This window comes from Agromyces molybdatiresistens, from assembly GCF_052748445.2.
Genome location: NZ_CM188258.1, coordinates 2,131,666 through 2,152,009, shown reverse-complemented (window position 1 = coordinate 2,152,009; position 20,344 = coordinate 2,131,666). Strand labels below are relative to the sequence as shown.

Here is a 20,344-nt window from a genome sequence, read left to right as displayed (position 1 = left end):
CATGGCGACGCGCATCAACCCGAGCATCCTCGCTGCCGACTTCGCGAACCTCGAGCGCGAGCTCGGCCGGATCAGCACCGCCGACCTCGTGCACGTGGACATCATGGACAACCACTTCGTGCCGAACCTCACGTTCGGCCTGCCCATGGTGCAGCGGCTGCAGCAGGTCAGCCCGATCCCGCTCGACGTGCACCTCATGATCGACGACCCCGACCGGTGGGCGGCAGGCTACGCGGAGGCGGGTGCCGCGTCCGTCACGTTCCACGCCGAGGCGGTGAACGAGCCGGTCGCGCTCGCCCGCCACCTCCGGCAGATCGGCGCGCGTGCCGGCATCGCCCTGAAGCCCGGCACGGATGCCGCGCCCTACCTCGACCTCCTGCCCGAGTTCGACCAGGTCCTCGTCATGACCGTCGAGCCCGGCTTCGGCGGGCAGTCGTTCATCACCGAGACGATGCCGAAGCTCCGCCGCGTCGCGGACGCGGTGGCGGCGGCCGGCCTCGACGTGTGGCTGCAGGTCGACGGCGGCATCACGGTCGACACGATCGGCATCGCGGCCGAGTCGGGCGCCGACACGTTCGTCGCGGGGTCGGCGGTGTTCCGCGGTGTGCCCGAGGAGCGGATCGCCGACCTGCGCGCCGCGGTCTCGTCACACCGCCACGAGCGTGCCGGGGACCCCGCTAGTCTGGACGGGTGAAGACCTTCGACGACCTCTTCGTCGAGCTCCAGGACACCGCCCGCACCCGCCCCGAGGGCAGCGGCACCGTTCGTCAGCTCGACGCCGGCGTGCACGCCATCGGCAAGAAGATCGTCGAGGAGGCGGCCGAGGTCTGGATGGCCGCCGAATACCAGAGCGACGACGAGACCGCCGAGGAGATCTCGCAGCTGCTGTACCACCTGCAGGTGCTGATGCTCGCCAAGGGCCTCGAGCCCGCCGACGTGTACCGACATCTCTGATCGCGCCATGACCGCCGATCAGTTCCGTCGACACGAAAGCCAGGGAATGCTCCGAATCGCCGTGCCCAACAAGGGCTCGCTCTCCGAGACCGCCGCGCAGATGCTCTTCGAGGCCGGATACACCGGCCGGAGGGACTCGCGTGAACTCGTGGTCGCCGACCCCCGCAACGGGGTCGAGTTCTTCTACCTCCGACCGCGCGACATCGCGACCTACGTCGGGTCGGGTGCGCTCGACGTCGGCATCACCGGTCGCGACCTCCTGCTCGACTCGGGCAGCGAGGCGACCGAGATCGCGCCGCTCGGCTTCGGCGACTCGACGTTCCGGTTCGCCGGTCCGCCCGGCGAGCACGCCGACCTGGCCGACCTCGAGGGCGTCCGCGTCGCGACGAGCTACCCGGGCCTCGTGGGCGACTTCCTGGCCCGTCGCGGCGTGACGGCGAAGCTCGTCAAGCTCGACGGGGCGGTCGAGTCCGCCGTGCGACTCGGCGTGGCCGACGCCGTGGCCGACGTCGTGTCGACCGGCTCGACGCTCCGGACGGCGGGCCTCGAGATCTTCGGCCCGGTGATCCTCGAATCCGAGGCCGTGCTCATCGGCTCGGGTGTCGAGAAGCCGGGCACGCAGACCCTGGTGCGGCGCCTGCAGGGCGTGCTCGTCGCCCGCCAGTACGTGCTCGTCGACTACGACGTGCCCGTCGCGCAACTCGAGGCGGCCACCGCCGCCGCACCCGGGTTCGAGTCGCCCACGGTCTCCCCGCTGCACGATCCCGAGTGGGTCGCGGTGCGCGTCATGATCCCGCGCGTCGAGACGAACCACGTCATGGACGCCCTGTACGAGCTGGGCGCGCGCGCGATCCTCGTGAGCGCGATCCACGCCGCGCGGTTGTAGGGGTCGGCGCATGTCCCTCGCCGTCCGAGTGATCCCGTGCCTCGACGTGGCTGCCGGCCGCGTCGTGAAGGGGGTCAACTTCCTGAACCTGCGCGACGCCGGCGACCCCGTGGAGCTGGCCGCTCGCTACGCCGAGCAGGGCGCCGACGAGCTGACCTTCCTCGACGTCACCGCGACGGTCGACGACCGCTCGACGACGTTCGACATGGTCCGCCGGGTCGCCGAGCAGGTCTTCATCCCGCTCACCGTCGGCGGGGGTGTGCGCTCGACCGAGGACGTCGCGCGCCTGCTCGGGCACGGCGCCGACAAGATCGGCGTCAACAGCGCGGCCATCGCGCGGCCCGAGCTGATCTCCGAGATCGCGGACCGCTTCGGCGCGCAGGTCTGCGTGCTCTCGCTCGACGTCAAGCGCTCCGACCGCACCGAGTCCGGGTTCGTCGTCACCACGCACGGCGGGCGGACCGAGACCGACCTCGACGCGCTCGAGTGGGCGCGGCGGGCGATCGAGCTCGGCGCGGGCGAGCTCCTGGTCAACTCCATCGACGCGGACGGGACCAAGCAGGGCTTCGACCTCGACCTGGTGCGCCGCATGCACGAGCTCTCGAGCGTGCCCGTCATCGCGTCGGGCGGCGCCGGCGCGCTCGGGCACTTCGCCCCGGCGATCGCGGCGGGCGCCGACGCCGTGCTCGCGGCATCCGTCTTCCACAACGGCGAGCTCACCATCGGCGAGGTCAAGCAGGCCCTCGCCGCCGACGGAAGGGTCGTGCGATGACGTACCGCGAGGACGAGGAGCTCGAGCGCGACGCCGAGGGCTGGACGCCCCACGCCACCGCCGTCGATCGCGCCGCGTTCGGTGCCGACGGGCTCCTGCCGGCCGTCATCCAGCAGTGGGACACGGGTGAGGTGCTCATGCTCGGCTGGATGGACCGCGAGGCCATGCGCCGCACCCTCACCGAGGGCCGGGTCACGTTCTGGTCCCGCTCGCGTCAGGAGTACTGGCGCAAGGGCGACACATCGGGCCACGTGCAGTACGTCCGCTCCGCCGCGCTCGACTGCGATGCCGACGCACTGCTCGTGAAGGTCGAGCAGGTGGGCGTCGCCTGCCACACCGGTACCCGCTCGTGCTGGGACGGCGACCCGCTCCCGGTCGTGGTCGGCGCTCCTGGCGCCGCCGCCGAGACCAGCGCCGAGACCACCGCCGAACACCCGGGAGGAGAGCCACGATGACGGCCGCCCGCACTGCCACGACCCGCTTCGACGACTTCACCGCGTTGCTGCCGGGTCGCCGCGTCGTGCCCGTCGTCCGCGAGCTCTTCGCCGACGGCGAGACGCCGGTCGGCATCTACCGCAAGCTCGCCGGCGGCCGCCCCGGAACCTTCCTGCTCGAATCGGCCGAGCAGGGCGGGATCTGGTCGCGCTACTCCTTCGTGGGCGCGGCGTCGCACGGCGTGCTGACCGACCGCGACGGCCGGGTCGAGTGGCTCGACTACGGCATGTCCCGCGAACGCGCGCTCGGCGAGGCGTCCGGCGACCTCGCCCCGCTCGCCGCGCTCGAGGCCCTCTACCTGAGGTGGCAGACCGAGGACGTGCCGGGCGCGCCGCCCCTCACCGGCGGCCTCGTCGGCTTCATCGGCTGGGAGGCGATCCGCCAGATCGAGCACCTGCCGAACCGGCCGCCGGCCGACTTCGAGGTGCCGGGGCAGGCGTTCGCGTTCGTCTCCGAGCTCGTGGTGATGGACCATCGGACGGGAACCGTCCAGCTGGTGGCATCCGTCCTGAACGACCGCGACGAGGCCGCGGAGTCGCTGTGGGCCGACGCGCAGGCGCGACTGGACCGCCTGCAGGCCGCGCTCGCCCTGCCCGCCGAGGCGCACCTCGCCGAGATCGACCTGTCGCGCGCGCCCGAGCCGAGGTACCGCACCGAGAAGGCCGACTTCCTCGCTGCGGTGGAGCGGTCGAAGGAGTACATCCGCGAGGGCGACGTCTTCCAGGTCGTGATCTCGCAGCGGTTCGAGCAGGATGCCACGGCGCACCCGATCGACGTCTACCGCGTGCTGCGCAGCCTCAACCCGAGCCCGTACATGTACCTGCTGCACCTCGAGGATGCCGCCGGCGAGCCGATCTGGATCGTGGGCTCCTCGCCCGAGGCGCTCGTCAAGGTCGAGGACGGTCGCGTCTATACGCACCCCATCGCCGGGTCGAAGCCGCGCGGCGCGACCCCGGAGGACGACGCCGACCTCGAGGCCGAGCTCGTCGCCGACCCGAAGGAGCAGGCCGAGCACCTCATGCTCGTCGACCTGGCCCGGAACGACCTCGCGAAGGTCTGCACGGCCGGCACGGTCGAGGTCACGGAGTTCATGCGCGTCGAGCGGTTCAGCCATATCATGCACCTCGTCTCGTCGGTCGAGGGCGACCTCGCGCCCGACGCGAACGCCGTCGACGTCTTCCGTGCGACCTTCCCCGCCGGCACGCTCTCGGGCGCGCCGAAGCCGCGCGCGCTCGAGATCATCGACGAGCTCGAGCCCGCGCAGCGCGGCGTCTACGGGGGAGTCGTCGGCTACTTCGGGTTCGGCGGCGACGCCGACCTCGCGATCGCCATCCGCACGGCGACGATCGTCGGCGGCGTGGCGCGAGTGCAGGCAGGCGGTGGCCTGGTGGCCGACTCGAACCCCGAGTCGGAGTACCAGGAGTCGGTGAACAAGGCGGCCGCACCGCTGCGCGCGGTCGCGGTCGCGAACGCCATGCGGCGCGTCGAGACGGCGTGAGCGTGCGCGGCCGACGGATGAAGCTGTCCGCGATCCTCGGCATCCTCGCCGGGTCGGGACTCGCGCTCCTGTCGTGGAGCCAGACCTGGTATTCGGCGACGCTGGTGGACGGCGCCGCGTCGGGTGCGGCGGCGACCCTCGAGGTCGCGGGGCAGGCCGCGTCGCCCGCGCTCTCCGCGCTCGCGCTGGCCGGGCTGGCCCTCGCCGGGGCGCTGACGATCGCTGGTCCCGTGATCCGGATCGTGCTCGGCCTGCTGGCGGCGCTGCTGGGCGGATGCATCGTGCTCGCCGCCTCGCTCGCGATCTCCGATCCCGTCGCCGCAGTCTCCTCCGCCGTGGCCGAGGCCACCGGCGTCGCCGGCGCCGAGTCGACCGCCGAGCTCGTCGACGAGGTCGTCGCATCGCCGTGGCCCGTCGTCGCGGTCGTCGGCGGCCTCCTCGTGCTGGCCGCCGGCCTCGCCGTGGTGCTCACGGCCCGGGCCTGGCCGACCTCGCGCCGGTACGGCGGCGGCGTGCGCGTCGCCTCCGACGACGGGGCGCCCGTCCCGGCATCGGACCGCGCCGTCGACGCGTGGGACGAGCTCAGCCGCGGTGACGACCCGACCGACAGCACGGACCTCGCGGACGCCGAGGGCCCTGCCGACGGCGACGACCCACCCGAAGCCACCCGCTAGACTCTTCCCCGACCCCGCACAGAAGGAGCACCATGAGCACTGAGCACGTTGACCCCGGCCACGGACACTCGCCCGCGGCCTGGACCGCCGTGGTGATCATGCTCGTCGCCTTCGCCATCGGCACCGTCGCCTTCTTCTTCGACGTGCAGTGGCTCGTGTGGGCGGCCGCCGTGCTGCTCGTCGTCGGCCTCGTCGTCGGGTGGGCGCTCGCCCGCGCCGGCTACGGCGTCGACGGCGACAAGGTCGCGCCCAAGGCGCACTGACGCGTGCTCGCCGAGCTCACCGCGAACGCCGTCGCCGACGCCGAGGCGCGCCGCGCCGACCGCCCCATGGCCGAGGTCGAGGCCGCGGCCCTCGCGCGCCCGGACGCGCTCGACGCGCTCGTCGCGCTGGCGCCCGCCGCGCACGTCAAGGTCATCGCCGAGATCAAGCGCTCGAGCCCCTCGCGTGGTTCGCTCGCGGCCATCGACGACCCGGCCGCGCTCGCCCGCACCTACGAACTCGGCGGCGCGAGCGCGATCAGCGTGCTCACCGAGGGCCGCCGCTTCGGCGGGTCGCTGGCCGACCTCGAGTCGGTGCGCGCGGCGGTCTCGCTGCCGGTGCTCCGCAAGGACTTCATCGCGACGGCCTACCAGGTGTTCGAGGCCCGCGCCGCGGGCGCCGACCTCGTGCTCCTCATCGTCGCCGCGCTCGACGACGCGACCCTCGCCGAACTGCACGGGCTCATCACCGAGCTCGGCATGACGGCGCTCGTCGAGACCCATTCCGCCGACGAGCTCGACCGTGCCGCACAGCTCGGCGCGAAGCTCATCGGCGTGAACGCCCGAGACCTCACGACCTTCGAGCTCGACCGCGACCTGTTCGGCCGCATCGCCGACGGCTTCCCCGCGGGGGCGATCAAGGTGGCCGAGTCGGCGGTCCTGTCGCCGGCGGATGTCGCGCACTACCGTGCGGCCGGAGCCGACGCGGTCCTCGTGGGCGAGGCACTCGTCACGGGCGACCCCATCTCGAACCTCTCTGCATTCCTGGCGGTGTGACATGGCCCTTCGTGCCCAGACCGGTCCCTACTTCGGCGAGTTCGGCGGGCGGTTCGTGCCCGAATCGCTCATCGCGGCGCTCGACGAGCTCTCCGAGGCCTACACGCTCGCGAAGCTCGACCCGGCGTTCGGCGAGGAGCTCACCGAACTCGGCCGCAGCTACACCGGGCGTCCCTCGATCATCACGGAGGTGCCCCGCTTCGCCGAGCACGCCGGCGGAGCCCGCGTCATCCTCAAGCGGGAAGACCTCAACCACACGGGTTCGCACAAGATCAACAACGTGCTCGGGCAGGCGCTGCTCACCAGGCGCATCGGCAAGCGGCGCGTCATCGCCGAGACCGGCGCCGGCCAGCACGGGGTCGCGACCGCGACGGCGGCGGCCCTCTTCGGCCTCGACTGCACGATCTACATGGGCGAGGTCGACACCGAGCGGCAGGCGCTGAACGTCGCTCGGATGCGCCTGCTCGGCGCCGAGGTCGTCGCCGTCAAGACCGGCTCGCGCACCCTCAAGGACGCGATCAACGACGCGATGCGCGACTGGGTCACGAACGTCGAGACGACGAACTACATCTTCGGCACGGTCGCCGGACCCCACCCGTTCCCCGAGATGGTCCGCGACTTCCAGAAGATCATCGGCGAGGAGGCGCGCCGGCAGGTCCTCGACCTGACCGGATCGCTCCCGACCGCCGTCGCCGCATGCGTCGGCGGCGGATCGAACGCGATCGGCATCTTCCACGCGTTCCTCGACGACACCGACGTCGCCCTCTACGGCTTCGAGGCGGGCGGCGAGGGCGTCGAGACGCCGCGTCACGCCGCGACCATCTCGAAGGGCCGACCCGGTGTCCTGCACGGCGCGCGCAGCTTCCTCCTGCAGGACGAAGACGGCCAGACCATCGAGTCGCACTCGATCTCGGCCGGCCTCGACTACCCGGGCGTCGGGCCCGAGCATTCGTGGCTCGCAGCGCTCGGCCGCGCCACCTACCGCGCGGTGACGGACGACGCTGCCATGCAGGCCCTCCGTCTGCTCACGCGCACCGAGGGCATCATCCCGGCGATCGAGTCCGCCCACGCCCTCGCGGGTGCGCTCGAGCTCGGCACCGAGCTCGGACGCGACGCGACGATCCTCGTGAACCTCTCCGGCCGCGGCGACAAGGACATGGACACCGCCGCCCGCTACTTCGGCCTGTACGAAGGAGGCGACGAGTGAGGAACGCGGGGCCGGTCATCGCTCGGCGCAACGAGGAGGCGGCCGGCGCACTCATCGGCTACCTTCCCGTCGGCTTCCCGACGCTCGACGAGAGCGTCGAGGCGGCCGTGGCGCTCGTGGAGAACGGCGTCGACGTGCTCGAGCTCGGCCTGCCGTACTCCGATCCGGTCATGGACGGCACCGTCATCCAGGCGGCGACGCAGCAGGCCCTCGCGAACGGCTTCCGGCTCGCGCACGGATTCGAGTCGGTGCGCCGCGTCACCGAGCGCGTCGACGCCCCGGTCCTGCTCATGACGTACTGGAACCCCGTCGTGCAGTACGGCGTCGACCGCTTCGCCGACGACCTGGCGGCGGCCGGGGGAGCGGGCCTCATCACGCCCGACCTGATCCCCGACGAGGCCGCCGACTGGATCGCGGCATCCGACCGCACCGGGCTCGACCGCGTCTTCCTCGCCGCGCCGACCTCGACCGACGCCCGGCTCCGCTCCACGATCGACGCGAGTCGCGGGTTCGTCTACGCGGTCTCCACCATGGGCATCACCGGCGCACGCAGCGACGTGGACCGTGCGGCCCGCGGGCTGGTCGAACGGCTCGGCGCCGCGGGTTCGCCCGCCAGCTGCGTGGGCGTCGGCATCTCCACCGCGGCACAGGTGGCGGAGGTCCTCGAGTACGCAGATGGCGCCATCGTCGGATCCGCGCTCGTGAAGGCCTTGGCAGACGGCGGCGTCGACGCCGTCGGCGCGCTCGCGGCGGAACTCGCGCGCGGCACCGTCCGACAGTGAAGTAGTCTCGACGAGGCCGCCCCGACGGCGCGCCCCGCAGCAACGACGAAAGGCAGAGCCCGGCGTGATCGCACCGCTCAGCATCCCGAGCCCCGACCCCGAGTGGCGCACGCTCGAGATCCCCGTCTTCGGGCTGACGCTCAACATCCAGATGTACGCCCTCTGCATCCTCGCGGGCATCGTCCTGGCCACGATCATCACCTCGCGCCGCCTCACCAAGCGCGGCGCCGAGCCCGGGATCGTGCTCGACGTCGTGCTCTGGGCCGTTCCGCTCGGCATCATCGGCGCGCGGCTCTATCACGTGCTCACCCACCCCGACGACTACTTCGCCGGCCAGGAGTGGTGGACGGTCTTCGCGATCTGGGAGGGCGGCAACGCCATCTACGGCTCGCTCATCGGCGGCGCGGTCGGCGTCATCATCGCCTGCCGCCTCACCGGCCTGCGATTCTGGTCGTTCGCCGACGCCCTCGCGCCGGGCCTCCTCGTCGCGCAGGCCGTCGGGCGCCTCGGCAACTGGTTCAACGCCGAGCTCTTCGGCTGGCCCACCGACCTGCCCTGGGGGCTCGAGATCGCGTCCGACAATCCCGCCTTCCCGGCGGGCCTGGCGGAGGGCACGCTCTTCCACCCCACCTTCCTCTACGAGATCGTCTGGAACCTCCTCGGCGTCGCCGTGCTGCTCGGACTCGAGCGCGCGTTCCGCCTCCGCTGGGGCACGATGTTCGGCGCCTACCTCATCTGGTACGGCGCGGGCCGTGCGGTGTTCGAGACGATCCGAGTCGACCCGAGCGAGATGTTCCTCGGCATCCGGTCGAACGTCTGGGCCTCCTTCGCGGCGATCGTCATCGGCATCGTGATCATCGCCGTGCAGAGCCGCCGTCACACCGGCGTGGAGCCGAGCGTCTACCGCCCCGGGCGTGAATGGGTGCCCGCCGACGCTGAGGTAGACTCGGACGACACCGAGTCCGACTCCGACTCTCTCGACGATGGCGTCGAGGGCGAGAACGCACACGGCGAGCCGGCTGCCACAAGCTCGAGCCGCTCGGCCACCGAATAGGGGCCACGCCGAAAATCGCGTTCAGCACCGCTGCGCCGCACCTCGCGCCGCGAATCCTCCATCGTGGGCCGACGTCGTCCCTGTTGCCACCGAGATACCGAGGACGGTCCAACGTGTCGCTTCCCCTTCCCCACTCGAGGTTCGGTCTGACCCCGCCCGCCCAGGGCATGTACGACCCCGCCGCAGAGAAGGACGCCTGCGGTCTGGCCATGGTCGCGACCCTGCGCGGCACCGCCGGGCACGACATCATCACCGCGGCGCTCGACGCGCTGCGGAACCTCGAGCACCGCGGCGCGGTCGGGTCCGACGCGGGCACCGGCGACGGCGCGGGCATCATCACGCAGGTGCCCGACGCGTTCCTCCGCGAGGTCGTCGACTTCCCGCTGCCCGAGGCGGGGGCGTACGCGGTCGGCAACGCCTTCCTGCCCGTCGACCCCACCGCGCGGAGCCAGGTCAAGCAGCAGCTGCGCCGCATCGCGTCGGCCGAGGGCCTCGAGGTCATCGGATGGCGCGAGGTGCCCGTCCGTCCGGAGGAGCTCGGCACGCTCGCACGCGCCGCCATGCCCGTCGTGCAGCAGCTGTACGTGGCGAGCTCGGCGACCACTTCCGAGGGCGCGCACGTCACCGGGATCGCACTCGACCGCCTGACCTTCCGCCTCCGCAAGCGCGCGGAGCGCGAGCTCGAACTGTACTTCGCATCGCTCTCCAGCCGCACGCTCGTCTACAAGGGCATGGTCACGACCCTGCAGCTCGAGCCCTTCTACCCCGACCTCTCCGACGAGCGGTTCGCCTCGAAGCTCGCGCTCGTGCACTCGCGCTACTCGACCAACACGTTCCCGTCGTGGCCGCTCGCGCAGCCGTTCCGCATGATCGCTCACAACGGCGAGATCAACACGATCCAGGGCAATCGCAACTGGATGCGCGCACGCCAGTCGCAGCTCGAGTCCGAGGTGCTCGGCGACCTCGGCCCGGTGATGCCGATCGTCACGCCCGGCGCGAGCGACTCCGCCTCGTTCGACGAGGTCGTGGAGCTGCTCACCCTCGCCGGCCGCAGCCTCCCGCACGCGGTCATGATGATGGTCCCGGAGGCGTGGGAGAAGCAGGCCGAGATCGATCCCGAGCGGCGCGCGTTCTACGACTACCACTCGATGCTCATGGAGCCGTGGGACGGCCCGGCGGCGATCGTGTTCACCGACGGCACGCTCGTCGGCGCGACCCTCGACCGGAACGGGCTGCGCCCCGGTCGGTACCTCGTGACCGACGACGGCCTCGTGGTCCTCGCGAGCGAGATCGGGGTCATCGACCTGCCGCAGCGCCGCGTCGTCCGGAAGGGCCGGCTGCAGCCGGGCCGCATGTTCCTCGTCGACACGGAGGCCGGCCGCCTGATCGAGGACGACGAGATCAAGGCCGAGCTCTCGGCATCCGCCCCCTGGCAGGAGTGGCTCGACGAGGGCCGCATCCGCCTCGCGGACCTGCCCGAGCGCGAGCACATCGTCCACCCGCCGGCGTCGGTGAGCCGCCGCCAGCGCACCTTCGGCTACACCGAGGAGGAGGTCAGGATCCTCCTCGCGCCCATGGCGAAGGCCGGTCAGGAACCGCTCGGCGCGATGGGGTCCGACACGCCGATCGCGGTGCTGTCCGAGCGACCGAGGCTGCTCTTCGACTACTTCACGCAGCAGTTCGCGCAGGTCACCAACCCGCCGCTCGACTCGATCCGCGAGCAGGTCGTCACCTCGCTCTCGACCTCGCTCGGACCGGAGCGCAACCTGCTGACCGCCGGGCCGGAGCACGCCAGGCAGGTCTCGCTCGACTTCCCGGTCATCGACAACGACCAGCTTGCGAAGATCGTGCACATGACCGCGCCGTCGGGCGCCCGCGCGTCGCGCACCCTGCGCGGGCTGTACCGCGTCGACGAGGGCGACGCGGGCCTGCGGGCGCGACTCGACGAGCTCTGCCGCGAGGCCGACGAGGCGATCGAGGAGGGCGCGTCGTTCATCGTGCTGAGCGACCGCGACACGACGCAGGACCTCGCGCCCATCCCGTCGCTGCTCATGCTGTCGGCGGTGCACCACCACCTGATCCGCTCCGAGACCCGCATGAAGGTCGGTCTCGTCGTCGAGGCGGGAGACGTCCGCGAGGTGCACCACGTCGCGCTCCTCGTCGGCTACGGCGCGTCCGCGGTGAACCCCTACCTCGCGATGGAGACGTGCGAGGAGCTCGTGCGCTCGGGCGTCCTCACCGGCGTCACGCCCGAGCAGGCCGTCAGGAACGTCATCACCGCGCTCGGCAAGGGCGTGCTGAAGATCATGTCGAAGATGGGCATCTCGACCATCTCGTCGTACGCCGGCGCCCAGGCCTTCGAGGCCGTCGGGCTCTCGCAGGAGTTCATCGACGAGTACTTCACCGGCACGACCTCGAAGCTCGGCGGCGTCGGCATCGACGTCATCGCGGCCGAGAACCGGTCCCGCCACGCCGTGGCCTATCCGGCGGATGTCGCGGTGCGGGCGCACGAGCGCCTCCAGACCGGCGGCGAGTACCAGTGGCGCCGCGACGGCTCGCCGCACCTCTTCAACCCCGAGACGGTCTTCCGCCTGCAGCACTCGACGCGGAACCGCCGGTACGACGTGTTCCGCGAGTACACCGGCATGGTCGATTCGCAGGCCGAGCAGCTGATGACGCTGCGCGGCATGTTCGCGCTCCGCACCGGCGTCCGCGCGGCCGTGCCGATCGACGAGGTCGAGCCGATCGAGTCGATCGTCAAGCGCTTCTCGACCGGCGCGATGAGCTACGGCTCGATCTCGAAGGAGGCGCACGAGACCCTCGCCATCGCCATGAACCGTCTCGGCGCGAAGTCGAACACGGGCGAGGGCGGGGAGGACCTCGACCGCCTGCTCGACCCCGAGCGGCGGAGTGCGATCAAGCAGGTCGCGTCCGGCCGGTTCGGCGTCACGAGCATGTACCTGACGCACGCCGACGACATCCAGATCAAGCTCGCCCAGGGCGCGAAGCCCGGCGAGGGCGGGCAGCTGCCGCCGACGAAGGTCTACCCGTGGGTCGCCCGCACACGTCACGCGACCGCGGGCGTCGGGCTCATCTCGCCCCCTCCGCACCACGACATCTACTCGATCGAGGACCTCAAGCAGCTGATCTTCGACCTCAAGCGCGCCAACCCGGGCGCTCGGGTCCACGTCAAGCTCGTGAGCCAGTCGGGCATCGGCGCGGTCGCCGCGGGCACGGCGAAGGCCCTCGCCGACGTCATCCTCGTCTCTGGGCACGACGGCGGCACGGGCGCGAGCCCGCTCAACTCGCTGAAGCACGCGGGCACGCCGTGGGAGCTCGGTCTCGCAGAGACCCAGCAGACGCTCATGCTGAACGGCATGCGCGACCGCGTCGTGGTCCAGGTCGACGGCCAGCTGAAGACCGGCCGCGACGTCGTGATCGGCGCGCTGCTCGGCGCCGAGGAGTTCGGCTTCGCGACGGCACCGCTCGTCGTCGAGGGCTGCGTCATGATGCGCGTCTGCCACCTCGACACGTGCCCGGTCGGAGTGGCCACGCAGAACCCCGAGCTCCGCAAGCGCTTCACCGGCAAGCCCGAGTTCGTCGTGAACTTCTTCGAGTTCATCGCGCAGGAGGTGCGCGAGTACCTCGCCGAGCTCGGCTACCGCTCGCTCGACGAGATCATCGGCCGCCGCGAGCTCCTCGACGTCGAGCGGGCGGTCAGCCACTGGAAGGCCTCCGGTCTCGACCTCACCCCCGTGCTCGTCGGTCCGGACTTCTCCGGCTCCGAGCCCCGGCGCAACGGCCGGCCGCAGGACCACGAGCTCGACGAGCACTTCGACAACGAGCTCATCCGGCGCAGCGCCCTGGTCCTCGAGCAGGGCGGCCGCGTCGAGATCGACCTGCCGATCCGCAACACCGAGCGCGCCGTCGGCACGATGCTCGGCCACGAGGTCACCGTGCGCCACGGCGCCCAGGGCCTCCCGGAGGGCTCGATCGACGTGACGCTGACCGGCAGCGCCGGCCAGTCGTTCGGCGCGTTCCTCCCGGGCGGCATCCGGCTGCGGCTCGAGGGCGACTCGAACGACTACGTCGGCAAGGGCCTGTCCGGCGGCCAGATCATCGTGCGTCCCTCGCGCGAGGCCGGGTTCGTGGCCGAGCGCAACGTGATCGCCGGCAACGTGATCGGCTACGGCGCGACCCAGGGCAGCATGTTCATCCGCGGCATCGTGGGGGAACGGTTCCTGGTCCGGAACTCCGGGGCGACGGCCGTGGTCGAGGGCGTGGGCGACCACGCGCTCGAGTACATGACCGGCGGCCTCGCGGTCATCCTCGGCCCCACCGGACGGAACCTCGGCGCCGGCATGTCGGGCGGCACGGCCTACGTGCTCGACCTGCCCGAGGCGAAGGTCAACCGCGAGTCGCTCTCGAGCGGCGAGCTCGAGCTGCACGAGCTCGGCAGCGCCGATCGCGAGATCGTCCGCGACCTGCTCGAGCAGCACCTCGAGCACACGGACTCGGCGGTCGCCGCGACCCTCCTCGCCGAGGGGGATGCCGCGCTGGACCGCTTCACGAAGGTGCTGCCGCGCGACTACGCGGCGGTCCTCCGCACCCGGCAGAGCGCTGTCGACGAGGGACTCGACCCCGACGGCGACGTGGTGTGGAGCCGCATCCTGGAGGTGACCGGTGGCTGAGCGCGACACGCACGAGCGAACGGTTCCGATCGACTGCACGGAGGTGACGGGTGGCTGACCCGAAGGGCTTTCTGAAGGTCACCGAGCGGGAGCTTCCCAAGCGTCGCCCCGTACCGGTGCGCATCATGGACTGGAAGGAGGTCTACGAGCCGGGCGACTCCGCCCAGCTCCGCCGCCAGGCCGGTCGGTGCATGGACTGCGGCATCCCGTTCTGCCATCAGGGGTGCCCGCTCGGCAACCTGATCCCGGAGTGGAACGACCTGATGTGGCGCGGCGAGGGTCGCGCGGCGATCGAGCGCCTGCACGCGACGAACAACTTCCCGGAGTTCACCGGTCGCCTCTGCCCGGCGCCGTGCGAGTCCGCGTGCGTGCTCGGCATCAACCAACCGGCGGTCACGATCAAGCAGGTCGAGGTCTCGATCATCGACCAGGCGTTCGGCAGCGGCTGGGTGCAGCCGCAGCCCCCCGGCCGGCTCACCGGCAAGACCGTCGCGGTGGTCGGCTCCGGACCCGCAGGTCTCGCGGCCGCGCAGCAGCTCACCCGCGCCGGGCACACCGTCGCGGTGTACGAGCGCGACGACCGCATCGGCGGGCTCCTGCGCTACGGCATCCCCGACTTCAAGATGGAGAAGAAGCACATCGACGCGCGGCTCGCGCAGATGACGGCCGAGGGGACCCGCTTCCGCGCGGGCGTCGAGATCGGGGTCGACCTGGCGTGGGACGAGCTCCGCCGCCGGTACGACGCCGTCGTGGTCGCGACGGGCGCGCTCGTGCCGCGCGACCTGCCGATCCCGGGCCGCGACCTGCCGGGCGTCCACTTCGCCATGGAGTACCTCGCGCAGTCCAACCGCGTGATCGCGGGCGATGACGTCTTCGACCAGATCAGCGCAGAGGGCAAGCACGTCGTGGTCCTCGGCGGTGGTGACACCGGCGCCGACTGCATCGGCACCGCGCACCGCCAGGGCGCGCTGTCGGTCACGAACCTCGCCATCGGCAAGCAGCCGAGTGCGACCCGGAGCGCCGACCAGCCGTGGCCCATGCACCCGAACCTCTTCGAGGTGCAGAGCGCGCACGAGGAGGGCGGCCAGCGGCAGTACCTCGCCTCGACCGTCGAGTTCCTCGCGAACGACGCCGGCGAGGTCCGTGCCATCCGCGTCGCGGAGACGGAGTACCTCGACGGCCGCCGCGTCCCCAAGGCGGGAACCGAGCGGGAGATCCCCGCAGACCTCGTCCTGCTCGCACTCGGCTTCACCGGCCCCGAGACCGAGGCGGCGGGCGACCAGCTCGGCCTCCGCCCGACGGAACGCGGCAACTTCGCCCGCGAGGCGGACTACGCGACCGACGAACCCGGTGTGTTCGTCGCCGGCGACGCCGGTCGCGGGCAGTCGCTCATCGTCTGGGCCATCGCCGAGGGGCGGGCTGCGGCGGCATCCGTCGACCGGTACCTTGAAGGTGAGACGCAGCTGCCGAGCCCCATCCCCGCGACGGCGCGAGCCTTCGCCGTGTGACCGGCGCCGTCGGCGCCTGCAGACCCCGTATCCAGCGCTTCGGCGCGCAACCCCTGGAGCACACACCACATGAGAAGAGCGAAGATGGTCGCCACCCTCGGGCCGGCGACATCGAGCTACGAACAGATCCGCGCGATCATCGATGCCGGAGTCGACGTGGCCCGCATGAACCTCAGCCACGGCAGCTACGACGTGCACGAGGGCGTCTACCAGAACGTCCGGAAGGCGTCGAACGACTCGGGCCGCGCGGTGGCCGTGCTCGTGGACCTCCAGGGGCCGAAGATCCGCCTCGGCAAGTTCGCCGACGGCCCGCACGAACTCGCCGAGGGCGACGTCTTCAAGATCACCACCGAGGACATCCTCGGCACGAAGGAGATCGTCGGAACCACGTTCAAGGGCCTGCCCCACGACGTCGAGACCGGCGACCACCTCCTGATCGACGACGGCAAGGTCCGCGTCGAGGTCCTCGACACCGACGGCACCGTGGTGACGACGAAGGTCGTCGTCGCGGGCCCGGTCTCCAACAACAAGGGCATCAACCTTCCCGGCGTCGCGGTGAACGTCCCGGCACTGTCGGAGAAGGACGAGGCCGACCTCCGGTGGGCGCTGAAGCTCGGCGCCGACATCATCGCGCTCTCGTTCGTCCGGAACGCGGCCGACATCGACCGCGTGCACCAGATCATGGCCGAGGAGGGCCGCCGGCTCCCGGTGATCGCCAAGATCGAGAAGCCGCAGGCCGTGGAGGCGCTCGAGGAGATCATCGAGGCCTTCGACGCCATCATGGTCGCGCGCGGCGATCTCGGCGTCGAACTGCCGCTCGAGGCGGTGCCGATCGTGCAGAAGCGCGCGATCGAGATCGCGCGCCGGCTCGCCAAGCCGGTCATCGTCGCGACCCAGATGCTCGAGTCGATGACGCACTCACCGGTGCCGACCCGCGCCGAGACCTCCGATGTCGCGAACGCGATCCTCGACGGTGCCGATGCGGTCATGCTCTCCGGCGAGACCAGCGTGGGCGAGTACCCGGTGCAGACCGTCAAGACCATGGCCCGGATCATCGAGTCGACCGAGAAGCACGGCCTCGACCGGATCCCGCCGCTCGGCACGAAGCCGCGCACGCAGGCCGGCGCGATCACGCTCGCGGCGGTCGAGGTCGCGGACTTCGTCGAGGCCAAGTTCCTCTGCGTGTTCACCGAGACGGGCGAGTCGGTCCGCCGGATGAGCCGCATCCGCTCGGTGATCCCGATCCTCGCCTTCACGCCCGACCCGGCGATCCGTCGCCGCATGGCCCTGAACTGGGGCGTCGAGTCGTTCGTGGTGGACCGCGTGACGCACACCGACCAGATGGTCGGACAGGTCGACGAGGTGCTCGCCAAGACCGGCAAGGCAGCCATCGGCGAGAAGGTCGTCATCATCTCGGGTTCGCCTCCCGGCATCCCAGGGACCACCAACGACGTGCGCGTGCACATCGTCGGCGAGGTGCTCTAGCACCTGCCGGATGGGCCCGGTCGTCCGACCCGGACGGCCGGGCCTTCGGCGTGCGCGGACGGCGACGAGCGCAGCGTCCGATCGAAGTGGTGCCGGTGGTGGGGGTCGAACCCACACGCCCTCTCGGGCAAAGCATTTTGAGTGCTCCGCGTCTGCCATTCCGCCACACCGGCCTCAGGGCCCCGGCCAGAATACCGTAGGCTTTTCAGCGTGACAGACACCGAAGACACCCAGCCTGCCCCGCGTCGCGTCGTCGTCGCGGAGGACGAGTCGCTCATCCGCCTCGACATCGTCGAGATCCTGCGCGACAACGGCTACGAGGTGGTCGGCGAGGCCGGCGACGGCGAGACCGCCGTCCAGCTCGCGACCGAGCTGCGACCCGACCTGGTCATCATGGACGTGAAGATGCCCCAGCTGGACGGCATCTCGGCGGCGGAGCGACTCTCGAAGGGCCACATCGCCCCGGTCGTGCTCCTCACCGCGTTCAGCCAGCGGGAGCTCGTCGAGCGTGCGAGCGAGGCGGGCGCCCTGGCGTACGTCGTCAAGCCGTTCACCCCCAACGACCTGCTGCCCGCGATCGAGATCGCCTTGGCGCGGCACGCGCAGATCATCGCGCTCGAGGCCGAGGTCGGCGACCTCGTCGAGCGGTTCGAGACGCGCAAGCTGGTAGACCGCGCGAAGGGCCTGCTGAACGAGAAGATGGGCCTCACCGAGCCCGAGGCGTTCCGCTGGATCCAGAAGGCCTCGATGGACCGCCGCCTGACGATGAAGGACGTCTCGCAGGCCATCATCGAGCAGCTCGCCCCCAAGAAGTAGGTCCTCCGGCCCTAGGCGGGTGCCGTCACGCGGGGGAGTGTGTGGTGTATCCCGGGCCATGACGGCCCGGTTCCATTCGGAACAATGGGGTGCCCGCATGCTGCACGACGTCACGTCCAAGCTGGTCAGCCGGTTCGAGGAGGTCCGCCTCGGCGATGCCCCGACCGTGGGCGGCAAGGGGGCGAACCTCGGGGAGATGACCTCCGCGGGCCTGCCCATCCCGCGCGGGTTCGTGGTGACCGCCGAGTCCTATCTCCGGGCGGTCGCCGAAGCCGGCGTCCGCCAGGACCTGCTCGAGCGGTTCCGCGCGGCCGCACGCGAGGTGGACGACCCCGACACCCTCGCGTCGGCGGCGGCGTCCCTGCGGGAGACCGTGGCCGCCATACCCGTACCGGGAGACGTGCGCGAGGCGATCCTCGAGGAGTACCACCGGCTGGGCGAGGGGCTGCCCGTGGCGGTTCGCTCGTCCGCCACGTCGGAGGATGCCGAAGGCACCTCGTTCGCCGGGATGCACGACACGTACAACAATGTCGTCGGCGACGACGACGTGATCCGTCGGGTCCGCGACTGCTGGGCCTCGCTGTACGGCGACCGCGTCATCTCGTACCGGGCGAGCCAGCGGATGGACGAGGAACCGGAGCTCGCCGTCGTCGTCCAGACCCAGGTCGCGTCCGATCGATCCGGCGTGATGTTCACCGTCGATCCGTCGACCGGCGCGCGCGACCGGTTGGTCATCGAGGCCGCGCTCGGACTCGGGGAGGTCGTCGTGTCCGGTGCGGTCGAGCCCGACACGTACATTGTCGCGAAGGACGGACCCCGTCTCGTCTCGGTGAGGGTCGGGCGCCAGACGCACCGACTGGTGCCAGGCGCGGGCGGCACGGTGGAGCGCGAGGGGCTCGAGCCCGGAGAAGCGGACGCGCGCGTGCTCACCGACGACGAGGTGCTCGAGGTCGCCGAGCTCGGCCTCCGCGTCGAGGCGCACTACGGCGAGCCGCAGGACACGGAGTGGGCCTACTCGGGCGGGCGCCTCTGGATGCTGCAGTCGCGACCGGTCACGACCCTCGGTGGCGGCCCCGCGCCGGCGACGACCGGAGCGGGTGCGCCGCCCGACGGCATCGCGGCCCCGGGAACCGTGCTGCTCCGCGGCCTCGCGGCAGCTCCGGGGAGGGTCTCCGGACGTGTCCGGATCCTCCAGGGGCCGGAGGAGGGCGGCCAGTTGCAGGCCGCGGAGATCCTCGTCGCGCCGATGACCAATCCCGACTGGGTGCCGACGATGCGGCGGGCCGCCGCCGTCGTCACCGACGGCGGCGGCATGACCTGCCATGCGGCGATCGTGGCGCGAGAGCTCGGCGTGCCCGCCGTGGTCGGCGCGCGATCGGCGACGACGGTGCTGCGCGACGGCGAGCTCGTGACCGTCGACGGCGCGAAGGGCGAGATCATCGAGGGGGCGGATGCCGCACCGTCCGCCGCACCCACGGCCGCCGCCGTCGTCGACGCGTCCGGTCCGTCGGCGGCACCCCCGTCGCCGCTCGCGACGAAGCTCTACGTGAACCTCGCGATCGCCGAACGGGCGACGGAGGTCGCGGCGCTCGACGTCGACGGCGTCGGCCTGCTTCGCGCGGAGTTCATGATCACGGATGCGCTCGGCGGACTGCACCCGCGCGAGATGCTCGCGAGGGGCCTGCGAGAGGAGTTCCTCCGGCGCATGGCCGGGTCGCTCCTGCAGGTCACGCGCGCGTTCGGCGGCCGGCCCGTCGTCTACCGCACGATCGACTTCCGCAGCAACGAGTTCCGCGGGCTCGAGGGCGGCGACCGGTTCGAGCCCCAGGAGAACAACCCGATGATCGGGTATCGCGGCGCGTACCGCTACGTCAGGGAGCCGGAACTGTTCCAGCTCGAGCTGGAGCTGCTCGCCCGCGTCCGCGAGGAGACGCCGAACCTGCACGTCATGCTGCCGTTCGTCCGGACCCGGTGGGAGCTGGAGGCGTGCCTCGAGCTCATCGATGCGAGTCCGCTCGGCCGACAGCGCGGGCTCCGGCGCTGGGTGATGGCCGAGGTGCCGTCGATCGTGTACCGGATCCCCGAGTACGCCGCGATGGGCATCGACGGGGTCTCGATCGGGTCGAACGACCTCACGCAGCTGATGCTCGGCGTCGATCGCGACTCGGAGATCTGCGCCGAGCTGTTCGACGAGTCCGACGCGGCCGTGCTCGACGCCATCGAGCGCATCGTGGGCGCGTGCCGGGCTGCGGGCATCACCTCGTCGCTCTGCGGTCAGGCGCCATCGAACGATCCGGCCTTCGCGGAGCACCTGGTGCGCTTCGGCATCGATTCGATCTCGGTGAACCCGGATGCCGCGGAGCGCACGCGTCGCGTCGTCGCGGCCGCCGAGCGGCGCATCCTGGTGGAGTCGGCGAGACGCTCGATGCAGCACTGACCGTCGCCGCCCGCGGTCGCGGGACCGATCCGGTGTCCGGGGCCGCTT

General features: G+C 71.5%; 17 protein-coding genes and 1 tRNA gene. 17 read left to right on the top strand and 1 reads right to left on the bottom strand.

What is annotated here, in order from left to right:
- Position 1 precedes the first annotated feature (1 nt).
- The 15 genes from rpe (at position 2) to pyk (ending at position 17,043) form a co-directional block, all read left to right on the top strand.
- Positions 2-694 carry a ribulose-phosphate 3-epimerase gene (rpe, locus tag ACULK2_RS09930; protein ID WP_445967093.1) on the top strand — a complete coding sequence of 231 codons (693 nt, stop codon included), beginning with the start codon at positions 2-4 and terminating at the stop codon, positions 692-694.
- Positions 691-954, top strand: a complete 264-nt coding sequence (locus ACULK2_RS09925) for a phosphoribosyl-ATP diphosphatase (protein WP_445967092.1) — start codon at positions 691-693, stop codon at positions 952-954. The genes rpe and ACULK2_RS09925 overlap by 4 nt, the downstream gene beginning before the upstream one ends.
- Before the next feature lie 46 nt (positions 955-1,000).
- The gene (gene hisG / locus ACULK2_RS09920; RefSeq protein ID WP_445967091.1) at positions 1,001-1,840 is read left to right on the top strand and encodes an ATP phosphoribosyltransferase; all 840 of its coding nucleotides are present in this window, start codon (positions 1,001-1,003) and stop codon (positions 1,838-1,840) included.
- A gap of 10 nt (positions 1,841-1,850) precedes the next feature.
- The gene (hisF, locus tag ACULK2_RS09915) at positions 1,851-2,612 is read left to right on the top strand and encodes an imidazole glycerol phosphate synthase subunit HisF (RefSeq protein WP_445967090.1); all 762 of its coding nucleotides are present in this window, start codon (positions 1,851-1,853) and stop codon (positions 2,610-2,612) included.
- Complete coding sequence (hisI, locus tag ACULK2_RS09910) at positions 2,609-3,067, top strand: phosphoribosyl-AMP cyclohydrolase (RefSeq protein WP_445967089.1); 459 nt, start codon at positions 2,609-2,611, stop codon at positions 3,065-3,067. The genes hisF and hisI overlap by 4 nt, the downstream gene beginning before the upstream one ends.
- A complete protein-coding gene (locus ACULK2_RS09905; protein WP_445967088.1) occupies positions 3,064-4,605 on the top strand; it encodes an anthranilate synthase component I in 1,542 nt (513 codons plus the stop codon). Before hisI ends, ACULK2_RS09905 begins: the two co-directional genes overlap by 4 nt.
- A 17-nt stretch (positions 4,606-4,622) precedes the next feature.
- On the top strand, positions 4,623-5,279 hold the full coding sequence (locus ACULK2_RS09900; protein ID WP_445967087.1) for a Trp biosynthesis-associated membrane protein: 657 nt from the start codon (positions 4,623-4,625) through the stop codon (positions 5,277-5,279).
- A 32-nt stretch (positions 5,280-5,311) separates the two neighbouring features.
- Positions 5,312-5,542, top strand: a complete 231-nt coding sequence (locus ACULK2_RS09895; protein ID WP_445967086.1) for a DUF6704 family protein — start codon at positions 5,312-5,314, stop codon at positions 5,540-5,542.
- A 3-nt stretch (positions 5,543-5,545) separates the two neighbouring features.
- Positions 5,546-6,316 (top strand): indole-3-glycerol phosphate synthase TrpC, encoded by a 771-nt coding sequence (gene trpC / locus ACULK2_RS09890; RefSeq protein WP_445967085.1) that lies wholly within the window; start codon positions 5,546-5,548, stop codon positions 6,314-6,316.
- Between the two features lies 1 nt (position 6,317).
- A complete protein-coding gene (gene trpB / locus ACULK2_RS09885; RefSeq protein WP_445967084.1) occupies positions 6,318-7,523 on the top strand; it encodes a tryptophan synthase subunit beta in 1,206 nt (401 codons plus the stop codon).
- The gene (gene trpA, locus ACULK2_RS09880) at positions 7,520-8,305 is read left to right on the top strand and encodes a tryptophan synthase subunit alpha (RefSeq protein WP_445967083.1); all 786 of its coding nucleotides are present in this window, start codon (positions 7,520-7,522) and stop codon (positions 8,303-8,305) included. The genes trpB and trpA overlap by 4 nt, the downstream gene beginning before the upstream one ends.
- 64 nt (positions 8,306-8,369) lie before the next feature.
- On the top strand, positions 8,370-9,359 hold the full coding sequence (gene lgt / locus ACULK2_RS09875) for a prolipoprotein diacylglyceryl transferase (protein WP_445967082.1): 990 nt from the start codon (positions 8,370-8,372) through the stop codon (positions 9,357-9,359).
- Between the two features lie 167 nt (positions 9,360-9,526).
- The gene (gltB, locus tag ACULK2_RS09870; protein ID WP_445967581.1) at positions 9,527-14,050 is read left to right on the top strand and encodes a glutamate synthase large subunit; all 4,524 of its coding nucleotides are present in this window, start codon (positions 9,527-9,529) and stop codon (positions 14,048-14,050) included.
- A gap of 50 nt (positions 14,051-14,100) precedes the next feature.
- Positions 14,101-15,558 carry a glutamate synthase subunit beta gene (locus tag ACULK2_RS09865; RefSeq protein WP_445967081.1) on the top strand — a complete coding sequence of 486 codons (1,458 nt, stop codon included), beginning with the start codon at positions 14,101-14,103 and terminating at the stop codon, positions 15,556-15,558.
- Between the two features lie 69 nt (positions 15,559-15,627).
- Entirely contained in the window at positions 15,628-17,043 is a 1,416-nt protein-coding gene (gene pyk, locus ACULK2_RS09860; protein WP_445967080.1) for a pyruvate kinase, read from the top strand.
- 87 nt (positions 17,044-17,130) lie between these two features.
- Here pyk and ACULK2_RS09855 read toward each other — a convergent pair.
- A tRNA-Leu gene (locus ACULK2_RS09855) sits at positions 17,131-17,216 on the bottom strand.
- Positions 17,217-17,253: 37 nt separating this feature from the next.
- Between ACULK2_RS09855 and ACULK2_RS09850 the strand changes: the two genes are divergently transcribed.
- Together ACULK2_RS09850 and ppsA are read left to right on the top strand one after the other, a co-directional pair.
- Complete coding sequence (locus tag ACULK2_RS09850; protein ID WP_376950762.1) at positions 17,254-17,859, top strand: ANTAR domain-containing response regulator; 606 nt, start codon at positions 17,254-17,256, stop codon at positions 17,857-17,859.
- 97 nt (positions 17,860-17,956) lie between these two features.
- On the top strand, positions 17,957-20,296 hold the full coding sequence (gene ppsA, locus ACULK2_RS09845; RefSeq protein ID WP_445967079.1) for a phosphoenolpyruvate synthase: 2,340 nt from the start codon (positions 17,957-17,959) through the stop codon (positions 20,294-20,296).
- Positions 20,297-20,344: the final 48 nt, after the last annotated feature.